Genomic DNA, 20,501 nt, shown 5'->3' on the forward strand with positions numbered 1-20,501 from the left:
GTTTTCAAAAATATTCCAATCAACATCTATTTAGCTTATTCAAATACCCCCCACAAATTCCGGGGTCGGGTAAGGCTCCTTGAAATAATAGGTATATTGCTCTTCCACCGTACCTGTTTGCCAATAGGAGAACTCCTTGGAAAGCATCAGCTCCAGCATCTCCTCGGGGGAATACCCCATAGCGTATAAGCTACCGATAATCGCCCCGATGGAGGTACCGGTAATGTAATCGATCGGTATATTATTTTCTTCTAGCGCCTTGATCACTCCGATATGTGCCGCTCCTTTGGCACCGCCGCCACTGAGTACCAGCCCTACTTTCTGGGCGGAAGCAATTTGAATGGCCGCAAGGAATAAGGCTATGATAACGGTTATTTTTCTCATATGAACCCAATCTGTTTTTCTTCTCCAAATGTAAGAAGTATTTCTTTAGAAACAAAAAAACCGTTCCCTCGAGAGAAGGAACGGTTTTATATATTGTGTGTGGAGGTTTATCCGATCAGCTCTACGCTACGTTTGATGAATTGGCTCAGGGCCTCTCCCTTCAACATACCGTTTCCTAATAAGGCAAGGTCGATCAACTGGCTAACCGTCTTGTTCGTGCCGGCGTATTCGGCGAGAACTTGGTTGCGTTGCTCACGAAGCTCATCCAGCTTGTGGTTGGTGTTGGTCATGTCCTCTTTCTCTTGCGCCGTGATCTCATCTTCTTTCTTCTTGCTTTGAGCCTCACGTAGGTCGGCTTGGCGAGCCTCCCATCCTTTGATATCGCCAAGGATCGGTTTTAACTTCTCGTCGCAAGCCTGCTCCTCTTCGGTCAATACTTTCTTGATTAACGGATGGTCCGTATTCAATACGAAATTGAAGCTATCTGGCATCTCGCCATAGAAAGACATACCCGGTTGCATAGCAGACATCTCACGCATTCTTCGCATATACTCGCTTTGTGTCAACATGACAGGGTTTGCGTTTTCGCCCAATGCCTCGAATGTTACGTAGAACTCGGCCTTGTTCAATTTCGGCATCTGGCTCTTGAATACTTCCTGCATGGCCGTTTTCTGCTCCTCGCTCAAAGTAACCTTATTTGCGTCTTCCTTGCGGACCAGGTTATCGATCGTATCGCTATCCACACGAACGAAGCGGCTCTTCTCGAATTTTTGCTCCAATTGGCCGATCAAGTGTACATCCAATTGTCCGTCCATTTCCAAGACGCTGTAGCCTTTGTCCTTTGCGGCTTGTATATAGCTGTATTGCTCGTCTTTATTGGTCGTATACAGATAGATTAAGTTACCCTCTTTGTCTGTTTGGTTGTCCTTGATCAAGTTCTTGTATTCCTCGAAAGTGAAGTATTTGCCCTCGACGTCCTTGAATAAGGCGAACTTAGCCGCACGGTCGTAGAACTTCTCATCAGTCAACATACCGTATTGGATGAATAGTTTCAAGCTATCCCATTTCTCCTCGAACTGCGGACGGTCGTTCTTGAAGATCTCTTCCAAGCGGTCTGCCACCTTCTTCGTGATGTGGTTGGAGATCTTCTTCACGTTCTGATCGCTTTGCAAATAGGAACGGGATACGTTCAACGGAATATCCGGTGAATCCAATACACCATGTAATAATGTCAAGAACTCAGGAACGATACCCTCTACGGAATCCGTAACGAATACTTGGTTGCAATATAACTGTATCTTGTTACGATGCAAGTCGATGTTGCTCTTGATGCGAGGGAAATATAAGATACCGGTCAAGTTGAACGGATAGTCTACGTTCAAGTGAATCCAGAACAACGGCTCATCCGTCATAGGATATAAGTCACGATAGAACTTCTTGTAATCCTCTTCTGTCATATCGGCCGGTTTGCGAACCCATGCCGGTTTGGTGTCGTTGATTACGTTATCTTCGTCCGTATCTACATATTTACCATCTTTCCACTCTTGCTTCTTGCCGAATGCGATAGGAACCGGTAAGAAACGGCAGTATTTTGTCAACAAGCCATTGATCTTGTCCTTGTTCAAGAAATCTTTATTCTCGTCGTCGATATACAGGATGATATCGGTACCACGATCCTCTTTCGCCGTTTCCTCCAAGGAGTATTCCGGTGTGCCGTCGCAGCTCCATTTCATGGGAACAGCGCCTTCTTTGTACGATTTCGTCACGATCTCTACTTTCTTGGAAACCATGAAAGAGGAGTAGAAACCAAGACCGAAGTGACCGATGATAGAAGCGGCGTCGTTCTTGTATTTCTCAACGAACTCCTCGGCGCCGGAGAAAGCGATTTGGTTGATGTACTTATCGATCTCCTCGGCTGTCATACCGATACCCCGGTCAGAGATCGTGATCGTTTTGTCATCGAACTTAACCTGTACGGTCAAATCGCCGAGTTCGCCTTTAAACTCGCCTACGGAAGAAAGCGTTTTTAACTTTTGGGTAGCGTCTACTGCATTAGAAACAAGTTCACGAAGGAAGATTTCGTGATCACTGTATAAGAACTTCTTGATAATCGGAAAAATGTTTTCCGATGTTACTCCGATGTTACCTTGTTTACTGCTCATAATCTGAATATCTTATTATTTTTATTGTTATTTTGTACGTATTCCTAATCCTGATCATTCTCAAGATCCGCTTATTTCTAATACAAAACGAATGCCAAAATGTTTCGGATAAACTATAAATGACAAAAAGGCAGATGCCGGCTGATAGATTTGCAGCCGGACGTAGTTCGATCAAACTTTGCCAACTAAGTGGCACGGCTTTGCCATCGGCGTGGCACGGGCTTGCCATTAGCGTGGCACAGCTTTGCCAAGGCGATGGCAGATATTGGTATAGTATGTGTGTGAAAGACAGGTGTATATAATGAAAGCGTAACAAACCCGTGGAGTGATTCGTTACGCTTTCTGTTTAGTTCTCGTTTACGAGTTTAAGATGCATTCTTCTTTATCCAAACGCCTCCTTCAATTGCTTCACCCATCGCTCGATTCGTTTGTCGGTTTGATCCGGTTGGTTTTCCAAATCGAGGACTAAGCCTAGTAGTTTGCCATTTTTCAAGGCTTTGGAGGCATTAAAGAAATAATCATCCGAAGAGGTCTCGCCTACTAAAGTCGCTCCACAGGAGGTGAAGGCGTCCGCCAATATGCCGACTCCATCGGCGAAATTATCCGGATAATTCGTTTGATCTCCAAGACCGAAAATAGCGACCTTCTTATTTTTAAGGTCTAAAGTGACCAGTTCTGGGATGATCTCGTCCCAATAGGTGGGAAGCTCGCCATCAAACCAAGTAGAGGTTCCTGCGATTATATGGTCGTAAGCCTCGAAATCTCTTTTCCATGCGCTTTCAATAGGGATGATATCGATCTGATCCTCCCCGAAAGCTTTTCTTATTTTATTGGCGACAAAGGTTGTTTTCTCTGTGCCCGTTCCGTAAAATAATCCTGTTTTCATTGTGATGCTTTTAAAGATTTAACGAATGTGGATCTAATAAAGCAGCAGTTCTTTTGCCGCATGATAGATGGTCTCCTCGTTGGGGAGGATGGCCCGTTCCAAGACCGGATGGAAGCCAACCGGAGTGAATAGGGAACCTACCCGTTGGATCGGAGCATCCAAGTACTGGAACAGTTCCGAGCCGATGATGCCGGCTATTTCCGCTCCGAAACCGGAGAAGACCTTATCCTCATGTACGATCAATACTTTGCTGGTTTTCTTCACCGAGTTGAAGATCGCCTCCTTGTCCAAAGGTATCAAGGTACGAAGATCGATAACCTCCAGTTCCCAGCCTTTTTCTTTGTATAGAAGATCGGCTACGTTGAGGCAAAGGTGGGTCGTATTGCCGTAAGTGATGATTGTCAGATCTTTTCCCGGACGGCGTATGCGGGCTTTCCCGAACGGAACCTCGAAATCCTCGGGTACAAAGGTGGAGGCTTCTACCGCGTTGTAGAGCGCTTTCGGTTCCAGATAGAGCGTAAAGCCTTTAGAACGCATACTCGTCCGCAACAGTCCGGCAGCGTCATCCGCAAAAGAGGGATAAACAATCCGGGCACCGGGCAGTGAGGTCAATGCGCCCTCGATGGTCTGGGAATGATAAAGTCCTCCTCCGATATAGCCTCCGGAGGCTAGGCGCAAGGTGATGTTTGGGGTAAATTGCCCGTTGCTGCGCCAATACTCATGCGTACATTCCACGTATTGCTCGACGGCCGGCCAGAAGTAATCGGCGAATTCCGCGCCCTCGATCACTACATGGATCTTCGGGTCAAAGCGGCACATACCGTTCGCTGTCCCTACGATATAATCCTCGGCGATAGGGGCGTTGAAGACTCGCTTGATACCGAATTCTTGCTGCATGCCTTTCGTGATGTTGAATACGCCACCCTTTTCTTTATTGGCTACATCCTGTCCCCAGATAAACGTATCCGGGTTGTGCCGGAACTCCGCTTTCAGCGTCTTGTTGATCGCCGTAACTAGTGTTTCTTTCTCTCCTTCTTCGTTTTGAACACCTTCTTTGTATTTTTGAGGTTGATAAGGTTCCGGAAGGATGTAATCCTTGACGGTAGACGGATCGGGATCAGGGGCGGCCATCGCTTTCCGATTGGCTACTTTCAGGTCTTTATCCGCTAGAGCTGCGATCTCTTTCAATTCTTCCTCGGTGAAACGTTCATAGCGAATTAGCATGCGATGGAATTTGTATAAAGGATCGGCAGACTTTACATAGGCAAGCTCGTTCTCATCACGATACAAGGTATGTTTATCAGAGTTGGAGTGGGAACCTATCCGTACGCAATTGGCCTGAACGATCACGGGAGTCCGGTTGGCGATCGCATACTCTTTGGCCTCGGTCATGGCATTCATAGAATCAAACACGTCTTTCCCATTGCAATGGATTATACGTAAATTCTTGAAGCCTGAGAAGTTATCGGCAACTTTACGATTGGCTGTCTGATCCTTTTTGGGGACAGAGATACCATATCCATTGTCTTGGAAGACAAAGATAACTGGCAGTCGCTCATTACTGGCGCCATTAATCGCCTCATACACGTAGCCTTCGGAAGCGGCCGATTCACCGTGCGAGGTAATCGCTACGCCTTCCTGTCCGTAGTAAACCATTGCCCGTGCCACGCCGGCGGCATGGAGATCGTGAGTGGCCGTAGCGGAGGAGACGTTCTCGATATGCCATTCCATCTTAGAGAAGTGGTTGGACATATGGCGGCCGCCACTGGTCAGATCGGTTGCCTTGGAGATACCGTTCAGGATGATTTCCTCGGCAGTCATTCCCGCTGAGAGAACCGTCAACATATCTCGGTAATACGGAAAGAGAAAGTCCGTATCCTTATCGAATACTTGTCCTATAGCGAGTTGTATCCCGTCGTGCCCGGCATATGGGGCATGATAGGACCAACCGAGGGATTGCAGTAAATAGGAGGGAGCCTTCTCGTCGATTGCCCTTCCGAGCGTCATAAGGTAAAACCATTTCCTGAGAGTCTCCTTATCTGTTGTTTTTATATCATACTTTTTCATTTTATTCTATTATATATAATGTATTAAGCGTTCCAATTCTCTAGTTCGTCGGCAATGGAACGTAGAAAGGCTCCCGCCAAAGCTCCGTCCACGATACGATGATCGTAAGAGAGTGAGAGATACATCTTGTGGCGGATAGCGATCGTATCTCCTTCGGGTGTCTCCACTACTGCGGGTTTCTTCTCGATATAGCCGACAGCGAGGATCGCTACTTGAGGCTGATTGATGATCGGGGTGCCGAACAGACTCTTGAAGGTTCCGAAATTCGTAATCGTGAACGTTCCTCCTTGGATGTTATCTGGGGCAAGCTTATTTTCACGGGCTTTAGCCACCAAGGTATCTATTTGTGAGGCGAGGCCGCTTAGGTTCAGCTTATCGGCATCGTGTATAACAGGGACAATTAAATTTCCGTCGTTTAAGGAGACCGCTATACCTATATTGATAGGCTTCTTCAGGATGATATTGTAGCCGTCTACGGATGAATTTACCAATGGATAGGCTTTCAAAGCTTTGGCGGTCGCTTCGGTAATAGCCGGCATATAAGTTAGGTTGATGCTTTCTTGCTTGAGGAATTGATCCTTCACTTTTTGGCGCCACTTAACTAGTCGAGTCACGTCTACCTCGATAACCGATGTCACATGTGGAGATACTTTTTTCGATAATACCATATGGTCCGCGATGATCTTGCGTACACGATCCATTTCCCTCACTTCGTCTCCTTGGGCGAGTGGAGCGGATGGAGTAGCCGCTGCCATAGGCATGGAAGGAGCGGTCGGTGGTGCTACCGTAATTGTCGGTGTGTTCGTAGCCGTTTGCCGCATGGAAGAAGCAGGGGCCTGTTTCGGTTTCGGCATTTCCATACCTTTATTTTTGTAATCGATATACGTTTGAATATCTTTCTTGCTGAGACGTCCCAGATATTCGGTACCTGGAATATGATCCAGTTCGTCTTGCGATACACTGGCAGCTTTCGCTAATTGCAATACGACGGGAGAATACCAGCGATCTTCCTCTTGGGAATTCTTTGATAATTCCTTTGGAACGGAAGCGGGAACTTGTTCTTTTGGTTGAGTAGTCTCTAGGGTTTCTGACTGAGTGCCGTTATCCTCTCCTTCGCCTTCGATCTCAAAGATCGCTACGACTGTGCCGACCGCTACGGTATCTCCCTCATTAAAAAGAAGCTGTTTTACTTTTCCCTCAACGGGAGATGGAATCTCAGCGCTTACTTTCGCTGTGCTTACTTCGAAAAGGACATCATCTTCCTCTACGGTATCACCTACCTTTACCAACCATGAGATGATGGTTCCTTCTGTAATACTTTCGCCCAACTTAGGCATCTTTATCTCAAATGTAGCCATATTTTGATTTTTTAATTACTGTCATATAGTGGGAGACGGGTTATGTCCCGTCTCTACAAACGGTATATAATTAACAACAAAGATCTAGTAGGTAAGTTTCTGTATTATAGTGTATAAGTGTTAAAGTTCCAGCTGGCTGTCGCATATTTTTGCTCTTTAAGCCGATAGATGGCTTCCAAGTCTGTTTGGGTGAAGGAATAATCCTGTATGCCGGGATTATTGATCGTAAAATAGTAAAGAAGCGCTTTCTTAAAATGCTGGATGGAGATAGAAGCCGGAAGATGTGCGCTGATATTCGTGACCGGACTCCGTACGGATTTAACAAATGTCGATCGTTTACCTCCTGTTCTCTCAGATGCTTGACGGGATGTACTTCTCAAAGAGGTGACGAGCCTATCCAGATCAGTGGAAAACAATAAGGTAGCGTGGTGCATATATCGATTCTTATGGATGCTTTGTGCGCTACCCGATATTTTAAATCCTCCGATAGTTAATCCTTTCCGCTCATCCATCTCGACATGTACTCCTAATGTCTTGAGAAAATTCATGATCTGGATGGTATATTTGTCGGTTTGCATAATCTGGCCAGTCTCTATAAATGTAAGATTTAGGTTTCCCGGATCATGGTAAACAGCACCACCACCGGAAAATCTGCGTGCTATTTTGATTTGTTGGTCTTGTGCGAATTTGAGATTTACCTCGGCCCATACATCTTGATGCTTACCGATCACGATTGATGGTTCATTTTGCCAAATCATGAAAATATTCTCTTTGAAATTCTTGAGCAGATACTCTTCAGCTGCCAAATTAAAGTATGGGTCTGTTTGTATATTGTAAATGCAAAGCATCAGGAAACTGTTTTATTTAGATATATAAACTTTCGTGAAGGATCTCACTGACTGTCGGATGCGGGAAAATATTTTTCTTGAATTCATCGACTGTATAACCATTCTTGACAGCGATTCCGGCTGTGACGATAAACTCGGATGCCGGATTCCCTAATAGATGGCAACCGATGATACGATCTTCGTCGTTCGTGATCAGTTTACACAAACCATTACCATTCTCGTTCTCAGCGACGAAACGTCCGGAATAGGTCATCGGGATCTTTTGAACACGAAAACTTTCCCCGTTCGCAACCAATTCCTCTTCTGTCTTACCCACGCTCGCCAGCTCCGGATTCGTATAGACTACCACCGGAATGGCTTTATAACTCATCTTGTCCGGGATGCCTAGGATATGGTGTATGGCAACTTCCGCTTCCCGGTAGGCCGTATGTGCCAGCAGGGAAAAACCGGTAATGTCTCCGGCCGCATATACATGTGGATGGGAAGTCTGCATATGTTCGTTCACCTTTACACCGGCTCCTTGCGTTTTGATGCCGAGATTTTCGATTCCCAGATTCTTTATGATCGGACGGCGGCCCACGCTCACCAATATTTTATCGGCTTCAATCGTGCCTGCCTTGTCGTTTTCCTCAACAAAGACTTTCTCGGCGGAGACCTCCGTAACTTTGGTATTCAAGAAAAACTCGACACCTTTTTTCTTATATTCGGATCGAAGCATCGTTGAGGTTTCTTTATCCATATTCCCTAATATCTCGGGCAGCATCTCGATTACTTTCACCTTTACACCCATGCTGTTAAAGAATGAGGCAAACTCCATTCCGATCACGCCACCACCGATAATCGCTAACGATTTTGGCAAATCATTGAGGTCTAGTGCTTCCCGGGAAGTCCAATACTTGACCTCCGATAATCCTTTGATAGGAGGGATCACGGTTTCAGAGCCTGTGGATACTAACACATTCTTCACTAAATACTCTTTTCCATCGCAGTGAATCCGTATATTCCCGAACTCCTCTCCAGTGATTTGTGCCTCTCCTTCTACGATGGTGACACCGTTACCCGTAAGTCGGGCTTTTACCCCGAGCGTAAGTTTACGGATGGTCTTGTTCTTCCGGTCGATAATCTTAGCCAAATCGAAACTTGGGTCTTTCGTCGCCACTATACCATATTTGGAAGCACTTTTGATACTGTCTAGTATCTTGGCGGAGTATAAAAGAGTTTTTGTCGGGATACATCCTTCATTCAGGCAGACGCCACCGATAGCGTTCTTCTCGAAAAGGATCGTTTTTAATCCATTCTCTGAAGCCCTTTCGGCGGCGGTGTAACCCGCAGGTCCACCGCCTATGATTGCTATGTCATATTCCATGTACATTAATATAATTATTTGAATACTAAAATTCGTTCCTCTAAGGGGGCGAATTGTTTTTCTCTCGGTTCTTGCGTAGAGGTACCGAACGGCATCTCGGCGATCAGTTTCCAGTTCGGATTGATATGCCATTGTTTAGCGACCGCTTCGTCGATCAATGGGTTGTAATGTTGCAGAGAAGCACCGCAGCCGGCGTCTTCCAGCATAGTCCATATTACAAATTGATGCATAGCCGATGTCTGTTGGGACCATACCAGGAAATTGTCTTTATAAGAAGGGAATTGCTTCTGTAAACCTTCTACTACTGCTGTGTCCTCGAAAAAGAGAATCGTACCATGGCCAGCCTCGAAAGAATTGTCTATCTTTGCTTCGGTAGTCTTATAGACTTCGGCTGGGACGATTTTGCGAAGCGTTTCTTTTACGATTTCCCAAAGCTTCTTATGGCTTTCACCCAGTAGCAGTACGATTCTCGTAGACTGCGAATTGAATGCGGAGGGAACGTGAGTGACTGCTGTTTTAATAATCTCATGAATTTTGTTGTCGGAAATGGGAGAGTTGTTACCTATTTCATAATGTGTCCGGCGATGCTGAATCGCTTCTTTAAAACTTCTTGCCATAATGAATATCATGTTATGTTGTTATATACCTATAACTAATTTGAGACATGATTTGTTGAAGAAAAAATATTTGAGAATTCTTGCGGATAAATCAAAATAATTCTTACCTTTGCACCCTGTAAAGATTAAGACTCTATTAGAATCTTCGTTTTTGTTCATGATGCTAGTTCAGAAAGGGAAGACACATAGCAGGAGTTGACTTAAATTTCGTATAATTTAAAAGAGCAGATTAGAAATGTCTAAAATTTGTCAAATTACTGGAAAGAGAGCAATGGTTGGAAACAACGTTTCTCACTCAAAGAGAAGAACGAAACGTAAGTTCAATGTCAACCTGTTTACGAAGAAGTTCTACTGGGTAGAACAGGATTGCTGGGTTAGCTTGAATATTTCTGCAGCTGGCTTACGTACAATCAATAAGTTGGGTTTGGATGCGGCTATTAAGATGGCGGCAGAAAAGGGTTATTTGAACGCATAATTTGTGGAGGATATAGAAAATGGCAAAAAAAGCAAAAGGAAATAGAGTACAGGTGATCCTTGAGTGTACAGAGCACAAGGAAAGTGGAATGCCGGGTATGTCTCGCTATATCACTACGAAGAATAGAAAGAATACTACTCAGAGATTGGAGTTGATGAAATACAACCCGGTTTTGAAGAAGATGACGTTACACAAAGAAATTAAGTAATAGGAGATTTTAAACGATGGCAAAAAAAGCAGTTGCAACATTTAAGAAAGGTGACGGTCGTACTTATTCCAAAGTGATTAAAATGGTTAAGTCTCCGAAAACAGGTGCATACATCTTCCAAGAAGAAATGATCCCTAACGAAGCAGTAAAAGATTATTTCGCTAAATAATAACGTGGCGAATAATAAAGAATATAAGAGGCTTCTCTCCGATAAAGCGGAGGGAAGCTTTTTTGTATCCTAAACTTTTGAAAGTATAGTTGGTTACAAACAAAATATTTTCTTAATTTTGTTGGGTTAATTTGTATGAAATAATAATATAACAAGATAAAATATTAAAGCTATGAGATTCGATGTATCCAGCACTGCGCTATTATCACGTTTACAGTCTATAAGCAAGGTTATCGCTTCCAAGAACTCATTACCGATTTTGGACAGCTTCCTTTTTAACTTAGAAGGAAATACGCTTACGGTGACAGCTTCCGATGCCGAGACCCGGTTGGTGACTTCCGTAGACGTTATGAATGCCCAAGGTGCCGGACTCTTTGCGGTTTCCGCTAAGATATTGCTCGATCCGTTGAAAGAGCTTCCAGAACAACCGCTTACTTTTGATATCAATGATGAGAACTTGGAGATTTTCATTCATTTCCAGAATGGAAAGTATAATTTTATCGGTCAGAAAGGGGACACATATCCGCAGCAAAAGCCGTTGAATGATAACGCCATCTCTATTGCGATGGATGCGCAGATGCTGTTAAACGGCATCAGCCGTTCTTTGTTCGCTACGGCCGATGATGAGCTTCGCCCGGTAATGAATGGTGTCTATTTCGATATCCATACGGATGATTTGACATTCGTGGCATCAGACGGACATAAATTAGTCCGCTTGCGTAACTTAGCGGTGAAATCCCCGGAACGGGCCTCTTTCATTTTGCCGAAGAAGCCGGCTAATTTATTGCGGAATTTGTTAGCGAAGGAATCGGAGCAAGTATTGATAAAGTTTGATGATAACAATGCGTATATCACTTGCACGAACTTCGAGATGGTTTGTCGTTTGATCGAGGGGCGTTACCCTAACTACAATAGTGTGATTCCTCAAGAAAACCCGTTTAAGGTAACGATTGATCGTATCTCTTTCTTGAATGCTTTAAAGCGTGTCTCTGTCTTTTCTAATCCGGCGAGTAGTTTGGTGAAGTTACACTTGAAGGATAGCTTGATTACGGTTTCTGCCCAGGATATCGATTTCTCCACATCTGCGGAAGAGCGTATTGTTTGTCAGTTTGACGGGACGGAGTTAAGTATTGGTTTTAAAGCTACATATCTGATCGAGATCCTTGGAAATATCAGCTCGGAAGAGGTTATATTAGAATTAGCGGACCCTTCACGTGCTGGCTTGATCGTTCCCTCTGAGAATGATGAGGACGAGGACTTGCTCATGTTGCTGATGCCGATGATGTTGAATGACTAATAAATAAATAATGCAATTAAACTTAAGGAACCCGCTGGTCTTTTTTGATTTAGAGACCACGGGTATAAATATAGTAAAGGATCGTATCGTAGAGATTTCCTACGTGAAGGTCTTTCCGAATGGGAAAGAAGAAATGAAAACACGCCGGGTAAATCCTGGTATGCCTATTCCCCCTGAATCTACCGCTATTCATGGTATAACCGATGAGGACGTAAAAGATTGTCCGACCTTTAAGGAAATCGCTAAATCTTTGGCAGCCCAGATCGAGGGCTGTGATTTAGCCGGATATAATTCCAACCGTTTTGATATACCCATGCTTGCCGAGGAGTTCCTGCGTGCGGATGTGGATATCGATTTGAATCGGCGTAAATTTATCGATGTACAGACCATTTTCCATAAGATGGAGCAACGTACGTTATCTGCCGCTTATAAATTCTATTGCAATAAAAGCTTGGAGAACGCTCATACGGCTGAGGCTGATACATTGGCTACGTATGAGGTGTTAAAAGCGCAACTGGATCGCTATCCGGGTTTGAAGAATGATGTAGCTTTCCTTTCCCAATATTCCTGTTACTCGAATAATGTGGATTTCGCCGGACGTATGGTTTACAACGATAAAGGCGAGGAAGTAATTAACTTCGGAAAGTATAAAGGCCGTTTGGTAACGGAGGTCTTGAAATCGGATCCGGGTTATTATTCTTGGATCATGAATGGCGATTTCCCGTTGAATACGAAGAAAATGTTGACAGAGATTCGTTTGAGAGAGTTTAATTCAAAATAAGGCGATGAATAATTTTGAGTTTTGCAATCCTGTAAAGGTTGTGTTCGGCAAAGGAACGATGACCCGTTTGTCAGCGTTAATTCCAGAAGGGAGTAAGGTTCTGATGGTATACGGCGGCGGTAGCATTAAGAAAAATGGCATTTATGAGCAGGTGACGGTTGCCTTGAAAGACTTCCATACCTATGAGTTTGGTGGTATCGAGGCGAATCCCCGTTATGAGACTTGTATGAAGGCTGTCGAGTTGGTGAAGAGGGAGAATATCGATTTCTTGCTAGCGGTAGGCGGCGGATCAGTGATCGACGCTACGAAATTTATCGCTTCGGCTACGTTTTTCGAGGGAGATCCTTGGGATATCTTGTCGAAGGGTGGCGTGATAAAGAAAGCGCTTCCTTTAGGAGTGGTGCTGACTTTGGCCGCTACTGGCTCGGAAATGAATGAGCGAGCGGTGATTTCCCGAGAATCTGTACATGAGAAATTGAACTTCATGTCTCCGTTGGTGTTCCCTAAGTTCGCTATCTTAGATCCGCAGGTAACTTATTCTCTACCAGAGCGACAGGTGGCTAACGGTGTCGTTGACTCGTTTATCCATGTGGTCGAGCAATACCTGACTTATCCGGTGAACGCTAAGGTTCAAGATTATTTTGCCGAGGGATTGATGAAGACAATCGTGGAAGAAGGCCGCAAGGTCTTGCAAAACCCGAATGATTATGATATTCGCGCTAATTTGATGTGGGCGGCTACGAATGCCTTGAACTGTTGGATCGGCCAAGGAGTACCCCAAGACTGGTCTTCGCATCGTATGGGATATGCATTGACGGCACAGTTCGGTTTGGATCATGCCCAGACTTTGGCGGTTATCTTGCCGGGTGTCATGAGCTATATGCGTAAGGAGAAAGCGGCGAAACTGATCCGGATGGGAGAGGTCGTATTGGGTATAACCGAAGGATCTGCCGATGAAAAGGCGCAAAAGACAATAGAGGCTACGGAGGAATTTTTCCGTTTTATGGGGTTAAAAACCCGCCTTTCCGACTATGGGATCAAGGAGTCTGACTTGGATGCTTTGGTAGAACCTATCGATCGAATGGGATGGAAACTTGGTGAATATGGCAATATAACCTCCAAAGTAGCCAAAGAGATTCTTTTGTTGAGGTTGTAGAGAGGTGGCGTGCTGCATCTCTACTGACAAGGATAAATTGATTCGATATATGACATTGAAAAATAAACATATTATATTAGGGATTACGGGGAGTATAGCCGCATACAAAGCCGCTTATATCATCCGGGGATTGGTGAAAAAAGGAGCCGAGGTACAAGTGGTTATCACCCCGGCCGGAAAAGAGTTTATCACTCCGCTTACGTTATCGACGTTGAGTAGCCACCCTGTAATCAGTGAGTTTTTTTCCAATAGGGATGGTACATGGAATAGCCATGTGGATCTGGGGCTTTGGGCGGATGCCATGCTGATCGCTCCGGCTACCGCTTCCACGATCGGTAAGATGGCGAACGGAATCGCCGATAATATGCTGATAACTACTTATCTTTCTTGTAAAGCCCCTGTATTCGTAGCTCCGGCCATGGATTTGGATATGTTCGCTCATCCGAGTACCCGGCAGAATCTGGAGCGCTTGCGTTCATTCGGTAACCGGATTATCGAACCTGCCGAAGGGGAGTTGGCGAGCCATTTGGTTGGTAAGGGCCGGATGGAAGAACCCGATATGATTATCGAGGTTTTGGAAGACTTCTTTACCGCTCAAAAAGATCTTGAAAAAAAAAAGATCTTAATAACAGCAGGTCCGACATATGAAAAGATAGATCCCGTACGTTTTATAGGTAATTACTCTTCCGGTAAGATGGGGTTCGCTTTAGCGGAAGCTTGTGCGGAGAGAGGGGCGGAGGTGACTTTGGTCGCCGGTCCGGTTTCTTTAAAAACACATCATCCGGGTATCAAACGAGTCGATGTTGAGTCTGCGGGGGAGATGTATCAAGCGGCGATGACCGCATTTCCGAGTAATGATGCTGCTATATTATGTGCCGCTGTCGCCGATTACCGTCCGGAGAATGCTTCCGAGCAGAAGATCAAACGGGAAACAGAGGGGGAGATGACGCTTCATCTGGTTCCGAACCCGGATATCGCCGCCTCGTTGGGTGCGATCAAGCGGGAAGGACAGGTCATGGTGGGTTTCGCCTTGGAGACGAACGACGAGGCTACTTATGCCGAAGGTAAACTGAAGCGAAAAAATCTCGATTTCATCGTCTTGAATTCTTTGCGAGACCAAGGTGCCGGTTTCCGTTGCGATACCAATAAGATCACGATTATCGACAATGCAGGAGGAGTAACGAGCTATCCGCTCAAAACGAAGAGTGAGGTAGCCTCTGATATCGTAAATAAGTTGGTAACATTATTGAAATGAGAAAAGTAAGAAGACTGTTTTATCTATTCATGCTTTGCGCTGCTCCTTTTTGTGGGAAGGCGCAAGAGTTGAACGCCCGTATTACGGTGAACGGAGACAAGATCGCGACCGCTAACAAGCAAATCTTCACGACCTTGCAGAACTCCTTGACGGAGTTCGTGAATAACCGGAAATGGACGGATGCCACGTTTGCCGTCAATGAGAAGATCGATTGTACGATGACGATCATCGTGAATGAATTGGATGAGACGAACTTCAAAAGCGAGATCCAGATACAAGCCCGCCGTCCGGTCTATAATTCCAGTTATACAACTACTCTTTTAAATTTCCGGGACCAACAGTTGGATTTTGAATATACGGAGGGCGAGCCGTTGGACTATAACTCAAATACGCTGACCAGCAATCTTACGGCCACTATCGTTTTTTATGTCTATGTGATCTTGGGACTTGATTTTGATAGTTTCGCTCCGAAAGGTGGAACTGCCTATATACAACAGGCCCAGCAAATCGTAAACATGGCCCAGTCCGAGATGTCGTGGACAGGCTGGAAAGCTTTTGATAGCAACCAGAATCGCCATGCCGTAGCGACAGCTCTTCAAGATAACGCATCCGACGCTTTCCGGGAAATGTGGTACACGTATCACCGGAAAGGACTCGATGAAATGGCGGCAAATCCGGATCGCGGACGTACGACGATCATCGGAGCGCTTCCCGCTTTGCAGGAAGTGAAGAAAGCTCGGCCTACCTCTGTACTTCTACAAATGTTCGCCGACGCTAAATTAGATGAGATCATCGCGATTTATTCGAAAGCGACCACCCAAGAGCGGCAAGAGGGCTATAAGATGCTGTTCGAGATCTATCCGGCACAATCCACTCACTTGGAAGAGCTTCAAAAACCAGTAAGGTGAAATAGTTATGTTGAAATCCTTATTTATACAGAACTTTGTCTTGATAGACAATTTGGATATCCGCTTTGATAAAGGTTTCTCGGTGATAACGGGTGAGACCGGAGCGGGAAAATCTATTATATTAGGAGCCTTGTCATTGGTGCTGGGACAACGTGCAGATGGCAAGAGTATAAAGAAAGGTTCGGATAAATGTGTGATCGAGGCCGTATTTGATGTCTCAAAATATCAGTTGGAGCCTTTCTTCCTAAGTAATGATCTTGAGTACGATGCGGATAGCTGTATCTTGCGTCGGGAGCTTTATGCCTCCGGCAAATCCCGTGCCTTCGTCAATGATTCTCCGGTTTCCCTTACGATCTTAAAGGAATTGGGAAGCCGCTTGATCGATATCCATTCGCAGCATCAGAACCTATTGTTGGGCGATAACCGTTTCCAGCTGAAAGTGATCGATGTAATGGCCGAGAATGAGATCTTGCTCATTCTTTATAAGAAGGAATTTACCCGTTATCAGGCGTTGCGAAGGGAACTGAAAGATTTGAGGGACAAAGCGGCTCAAAGCAAGCAGGAGGAAGACTATATCCGTTTTCAATTGGAGCAATTGGACGAAGCCAACCTTCAACCGGATGAGCAGGATGAGTTGGAGCAAGAGCAAGAAACTCTCTCGCATGCGGAGGAGATCAAAAGCTCTTTATATAAGGTAACCGAACTCTTGGACGGCGAGGAGCAAGGAGCCATCCAAATACTCAAGGAGGCCCTTTCCACCGTGGATTCCTTAGAAAGATATTTCCCGAAAGCCAAGGAGATCTCTGAGAGAATCCGCTCGGCTTATATCGACTTGAATGATCTGGCTTCCGAGACAGACGTTCTAAAGGAGGATGTGGAATTCAACCCGGAACGATTGGAATGGGTGAACGAACGCTTGAATATCCTTTATACGCTCCAGCAAAAACATCGTGTCTCTACCGTGGAGGAATTGATTGCTATACGGAATCAATACCAAGATCAATTGCGTGCGATCGATTCTTTCGATGAACAAATCGATTTGTTAGAAAGTCAGTTGGATGCCTCGTATAAAGAATTGCTTCAACAAGCCTCCGTGCTTAGCGAGCAGCGGAAAGTCGCTTCTACTGCGATGGCTTCGCAATTGGTCAAGATGATTATTCCGTTGGGGATGCCGAATACCCGTTTCCGTGTGGACATCCTTCCTCGCAAAGAGCCGGAGAGCGATGGAATGGACGATATCCGATTTATGTTCTCTGCCAATAAGAGCGCGGAATTGCAGCTGGTAGCCCAAACCGCTTCCGGAGGTGAGATCTCCCGGTTGATGCTCTGCATTAAGGCTATGATTGCCGGGTTCACCGCTTTACCTACTATTATCTTTGATGAGGTGGATACGGGGGTATCGGGTGATATTGCCGATAAAATGGGGGATATCATGCAAGAACTCGGTACGAAGATGCAAGTTTTCGCTATCACCCACTTACCTCAGATAGCGGCGAAAGGGCAAGCTCATTATTTTGTTTATAAGAAGGATACCAAAGACCGTACGCTGACCCGTATCAAGCAATTGGAAGGAGAAGAGCGTGTGAACGAGGTGGCTCGCATGTTGAGTGGAGCCTCATTGACGGAGGCTTCTTTAGCCAATGCGAAAGATTTGTTAGGGATTAAGGATTAAACCTTCCAGAAGTAGGGCTGTCTTAGATAAAAGAACAAACGATTCGCATTATTATTAACTTAAAATTGAAAAGACATGAAACGATTCAGCTTATTATGTGTGTTGGCTATATTGTGCAGTTTACCCGCTTACAGCCAGTTTTGGATCAGTTTTGGGTGGAATGAGCCGCATTGTCAAAATTGTCTTTGGATGGAGCAAGCGATGCATTTGCCCGCTCGCCAAGCAGCGGAATACCATAAGATCATCCATAAGTACGGACAGAAGATAGAGAAGGAGGCTCGCCGCGACTATCGGTATTGGGACTGGGCGGCTCGTCGTATTTACGATTTGCGCATGGAAAGGGATCGTAAGATCCAACGTATATTGACTCCGGCCCAGTTCAATCTATATGTACGTTTTGTAAGGGAGCATCCGCAACGTATCCATGATTATCGGGGATGGTATGCGAATCCGAGATATCCGGATCGTCGCCCGTCCCATGACTGCCGTCGCTATGAGGATAACTATTGGAATTACCGCTGGGGTACCATTCACCATGACAATCATTGGAGAAACGACCGGCATGACTCAGATAAACATTGGGATCGTGACAACCATCGTCATGACTATCGGAAACCAGATAAGCCCAAACCTAAAAAGAATAAGAAGGATCGGGACGATAGAAAAGAACGATATTATAGCAATGGGCGAAAGGCCTAGTAATTTATGATTGTCTGCCGGTTCGTCCGGAAAAATTTATCGGGATCTAATTGTTCCATAAGTTTATCCTGTGGGAAATCGATTAAGTGCTAAATTCTTCTCATAAGATATACCTGGTTATAACGAGGCGTACGATCGATGCCTTACACTGATGGATTGTATCAGGGTAGGCAATGTCTACTGCAACCTGGGTTGCAGTAGTACTGCAAGCCTTATGCAGTGGCGTTGCAATGCCTATTGCAGTAACACTGCACGGGCATTGCAGTAAAATGTTCCGCTTTTTTATGTACTTTTGCTGGCAAAAAAGGAGAAAGTAATGTCATTGCCTTCAGAAGAGCATATATTCCAGTATCCGGGACAAGGGCGGATCGAGGTGATTTGCGGTTCCATGTTTTCCGGTAAGACGGAAGAGCTTATCCGCCGTTTGAAGCGGGCTAAGTTCGCCAAGCGGCGGGTGGAGATTTTCAAGCCTGCGATTGATACTCGTTATTCGCAGGATAATGTGGTTTCGCATGATAGTAATTCGATTCCTTCTACTCCGGTGGATTCTTCTTCCAGCATCCTATTGTTTACTTCCGAGATCGATGTGGTGGGGATAGATGAGGCTCAGTTTTTCGATGAGGGATTGGTAAACGTATGCAATCAATTGGCCGCTAACGGAATCCGGGTGATTGTGGCCGGGCTGGACATGGATTATAAGGGAATTCCTTTTGGTCCTATGCCGGAGTTGTGCGCTATCGCCGATGAGGTGACGAAAGTGCATGCCATCTGCGTGAAATGCGGACGTTTGGCTTACGTGTCCCATCGTATCGTGGGAAATAATAAACGGGTGCTCTTAGGTGAACAATCCGAATACGAGCCTTTATGCCGGAAATGTTATGCGAAAGCCGAAGGCTTGAAGAATTGATTATTTATCCCTACATTTGTGGAATTAATAGTTTTGCGTTATATAAAAGTATGAAAGAAAACGAGATGGTGTTCGGCATTCGTGCCGTGATTGAGGCTATACAGGCTGATAAGGAGGTAGATAAGATTCTTGTGAAAAGGGATTTACAAGGGGATCTATCCAAAGAGTTATTTGAGGTACTGAGAGGCCGTGAGATACCGGTACAACGTGTTCCGGCTGAGCGCTTGGATCGTTTGACTCGAAAGAATCATCAAGGGGTGATCGCTTTCATGTCGGCGGTTACCTACCAGAGTTTGGAGGATATTATTCCTTTTGTGTATGAGCAAGGAAAAGATCCTTTCATCGTATTGCTGGATGGAGTTACGGACGTGCGCAATTTCGGTGCTATTGCCCGTACCTGTGAATGTGCGGGGGTCGATGCGATCGTGATTCCGGCAAAAGGAAGCGTTTCGGTGAACGCCGACGCGATCAAGACCTCTGCCGGAGCCTTGCATGTATTGCCGGTTTGTAAGGAGAAGAGTATCAACCAAGCGATCCGTTTTTTGCAACAAAGTGGAGTGAAGGTATTTGCCGCCAGTGAGAAAGCGGCGGAGAATTATACGACGGTGAAATATGAAGGACCGGTAGCGATCGTGATGGGAGCGGAAGATACGGGTGTGTCTCCGGAAAACTTGCGCACCTGTGATCATATGGTAAAGATTCCGCAATTCGGAACGATCGGTTCTCTGAATGTATCCGTAGCCGCTTCAATTATGGTGTACGAGGTGGTTCGCCAACGTATGAACGAGCAACAATAATATATTATGTATATAAATCAGAGAAAGAAATGAAGAAAGTTATCGCTACAAAAAACGCTCCCGCCGCTATCGGTCCGTATAGCCAAGCGGTGCAAGTAGGTAATATGCTGTTCGCTTCCGGACAGCTGGGTATCGATCCTGCCACGGGACTTTTCGTTGAGGGAGCCGTAAAGGAACAAACTGCCCAAGCGTTCAAGAATGTTCACGCAATCTTGGCAGAAGCAGGTTATAGTATCAATGATGTCGTAAAAACAACTGTGTTTTTAGCGGATATGGGTGACTTCGCCGCTATGAACGAGGTATACGCCTCTCAGTTCGAAGGCGCGTTTCCCGCACGTTCGGCGGTAGCCGTTAAGACACTGCCGAAGAATGGTTTGGTTGAGGTCGAGGTGATTGCCGTGAAAGATTGATTTTTTTTGTTTTATGCTGTAGAACATATGAGGTAAGCTTGCGTATATGTCAAATAAAGGTTTACTTTACAGCATAATA

20 protein-coding genes and 1 pseudogene are annotated in these 20,501 nt (G+C 45.2%); 13 read left to right on the forward strand and 8 right to left on the reverse strand.

Annotated elements, in window-relative coordinates; translation table 11 throughout:
* Positions 1–54: 54 nt before the first annotated feature.
* From E5342_RS15675 to E5342_RS15710, 8 genes and pseudogenes are all read right to left on the reverse strand, one after another.
* Positions 55–384, reverse strand: a pseudogene (locus tag E5342_RS15675) (patatin-like phospholipase family protein); the annotation flags it as partial.
* A gap of 107 nt (positions 385–491) precedes the next feature.
* The gene (gene htpG / locus E5342_RS15680; protein WP_121735700.1) at positions 492–2,546 is read right to left on the reverse strand and encodes a molecular chaperone HtpG; all 2,055 of its coding nucleotides are present in this window, start codon (positions 2,544–2,546) and stop codon (positions 492–494) included.
* 382 nt (positions 2,547–2,928) lie between these two features.
* On the reverse strand, positions 2,929–3,432 hold the full coding sequence (locus E5342_RS15685; RefSeq protein WP_005857641.1) for a flavodoxin: 504 nt from the start codon (positions 3,430–3,432) through the stop codon (positions 2,929–2,931).
* A gap of 33 nt (positions 3,433–3,465) precedes the next feature.
* The gene (locus E5342_RS15690; RefSeq protein ID WP_135959743.1) at positions 3,466–5,499 is read right to left on the reverse strand and encodes an alpha-ketoacid dehydrogenase subunit alpha/beta; all 2,034 of its coding nucleotides are present in this window, start codon (positions 5,497–5,499) and stop codon (positions 3,466–3,468) included.
* 23 nt (positions 5,500–5,522) lie between these two features.
* On the reverse strand, positions 5,523–6,857 hold the full coding sequence (locus tag E5342_RS15695) for a dihydrolipoamide acetyltransferase family protein (RefSeq protein ID WP_135959744.1): 1,335 nt from the start codon (positions 6,855–6,857) through the stop codon (positions 5,523–5,525).
* A gap of 104 nt (positions 6,858–6,961) precedes the next feature.
* The gene (locus E5342_RS15700; protein WP_121735697.1) at positions 6,962–7,705 is read right to left on the reverse strand and encodes a lipoate--protein ligase family protein; all 744 of its coding nucleotides are present in this window, start codon (positions 7,703–7,705) and stop codon (positions 6,962–6,964) included.
* 16 nt (positions 7,706–7,721) lie between these two features.
* Positions 7,722–9,071 (reverse strand): dihydrolipoyl dehydrogenase, encoded by a 1,350-nt coding sequence (gene lpdA, locus E5342_RS15705; protein ID WP_121735765.1) that lies wholly within the window; start codon positions 9,069–9,071, stop codon positions 7,722–7,724.
* A 14-nt stretch (positions 9,072–9,085) separates the two neighbouring features.
* The gene (locus tag E5342_RS15710) at positions 9,086–9,688 is read right to left on the reverse strand and encodes a nitroreductase family protein (RefSeq protein ID WP_121735764.1); all 603 of its coding nucleotides are present in this window, start codon (positions 9,686–9,688) and stop codon (positions 9,086–9,088) included.
* Positions 9,689–9,923: 235 nt separating this feature from the next.
* Between E5342_RS15710 and rpmB the strand changes: the two genes are divergently transcribed.
* The 13 genes from rpmB to E5342_RS15780 all read left to right on the forward strand — a co-directional run bounded on the left by rpmB (position 9,924) and on the right by E5342_RS15780 (position 20,422).
* Positions 9,924–10,163 carry a 50S ribosomal protein L28 gene (gene rpmB, locus E5342_RS15715; protein ID WP_005857630.1) on the forward strand — a complete coding sequence of 80 codons (240 nt, stop codon included), beginning with the start codon at positions 9,924–9,926 and terminating at the stop codon, positions 10,161–10,163.
* 19 nt (positions 10,164–10,182) lie between these two features.
* Positions 10,183–10,371 (forward strand): 50S ribosomal protein L33, encoded by a 189-nt coding sequence (gene rpmG, locus E5342_RS15720; protein WP_005857628.1) that lies wholly within the window; start codon positions 10,183–10,185, stop codon positions 10,369–10,371.
* Between the two features lie 16 nt (positions 10,372–10,387).
* Positions 10,388–10,540 carry a DUF4295 domain-containing protein gene (locus E5342_RS15725; protein ID WP_005638125.1) on the forward strand — a complete coding sequence of 51 codons (153 nt, stop codon included), beginning with the start codon at positions 10,388–10,390 and terminating at the stop codon, positions 10,538–10,540.
* A 172-nt stretch (positions 10,541–10,712) separates the two neighbouring features.
* Positions 10,713–11,837, forward strand: coding sequence for a DNA polymerase III subunit beta (dnaN, locus tag E5342_RS15730; protein ID WP_121735696.1), 1,125 nt, complete (start codon positions 10,713–10,715; stop codon positions 11,835–11,837).
* A 10-nt stretch (positions 11,838–11,847) separates the two neighbouring features.
* Positions 11,848–12,618, forward strand: coding sequence for a 3'-5' exonuclease (locus tag E5342_RS15735; protein WP_121735695.1), 771 nt, complete (start codon positions 11,848–11,850; stop codon positions 12,616–12,618).
* A gap of 4 nt (positions 12,619–12,622) precedes the next feature.
* Positions 12,623–13,774: an iron-containing alcohol dehydrogenase gene (locus tag E5342_RS15740; RefSeq protein WP_135959745.1), complete on the forward strand. Its 1,152-nt coding sequence runs from the start codon at positions 12,623–12,625 to the stop codon at positions 13,772–13,774.
* A gap of 49 nt (positions 13,775–13,823) precedes the next feature.
* Positions 13,824–15,029 carry a bifunctional phosphopantothenoylcysteine decarboxylase/phosphopantothenate--cysteine ligase CoaBC gene (gene coaBC / locus E5342_RS15745; RefSeq protein WP_135959746.1) on the forward strand — a complete coding sequence of 402 codons (1,206 nt, stop codon included), beginning with the start codon at positions 13,824–13,826 and terminating at the stop codon, positions 15,027–15,029.
* On the forward strand, positions 15,026–15,937 hold the full coding sequence (locus E5342_RS15750) for a DUF4835 family protein (RefSeq protein WP_135959747.1): 912 nt from the start codon (positions 15,026–15,028) through the stop codon (positions 15,935–15,937). Before coaBC ends, E5342_RS15750 begins: the two co-directional genes overlap by 4 nt.
* A gap of 7 nt (positions 15,938–15,944) precedes the next feature.
* Positions 15,945–17,609, forward strand: coding sequence for a DNA repair protein RecN (gene recN / locus E5342_RS15755; protein ID WP_135959748.1), 1,665 nt, complete (start codon positions 15,945–15,947; stop codon positions 17,607–17,609).
* A gap of 75 nt (positions 17,610–17,684) precedes the next feature.
* The gene (locus E5342_RS15760; protein ID WP_135959749.1) at positions 17,685–18,308 is read left to right on the forward strand and encodes a hypothetical protein; all 624 of its coding nucleotides are present in this window, start codon (positions 17,685–17,687) and stop codon (positions 18,306–18,308) included.
* A gap of 316 nt (positions 18,309–18,624) precedes the next feature.
* Complete coding sequence (locus E5342_RS15770; RefSeq protein WP_121735689.1) at positions 18,625–19,215, forward strand: thymidine kinase; 591 nt, start codon at positions 18,625–18,627, stop codon at positions 19,213–19,215.
* Positions 19,216–19,265: 50 nt separating this feature from the next.
* Positions 19,266–20,012: a 23S rRNA (guanosine(2251)-2'-O)-methyltransferase RlmB gene (rlmB, locus tag E5342_RS15775; RefSeq protein WP_121735688.1), complete on the forward strand. Its 747-nt coding sequence runs from the start codon at positions 19,266–19,268 to the stop codon at positions 20,010–20,012.
* Between the two features lie 29 nt (positions 20,013–20,041).
* Positions 20,042–20,422, forward strand: a complete 381-nt coding sequence (locus E5342_RS15780) for a RidA family protein (protein ID WP_121735687.1) — start codon at positions 20,042–20,044, stop codon at positions 20,420–20,422.
* The last annotated feature ends 79 nt before the right edge of the window (positions 20,423–20,501 follow it).

It is taken from the genome of Parabacteroides distasonis (assembly GCF_004793765.1).
Classification (GTDB): Bacteria; Bacteroidota; Bacteroidia; order Bacteroidales; family Tannerellaceae; genus Parabacteroides; species Parabacteroides distasonis_A.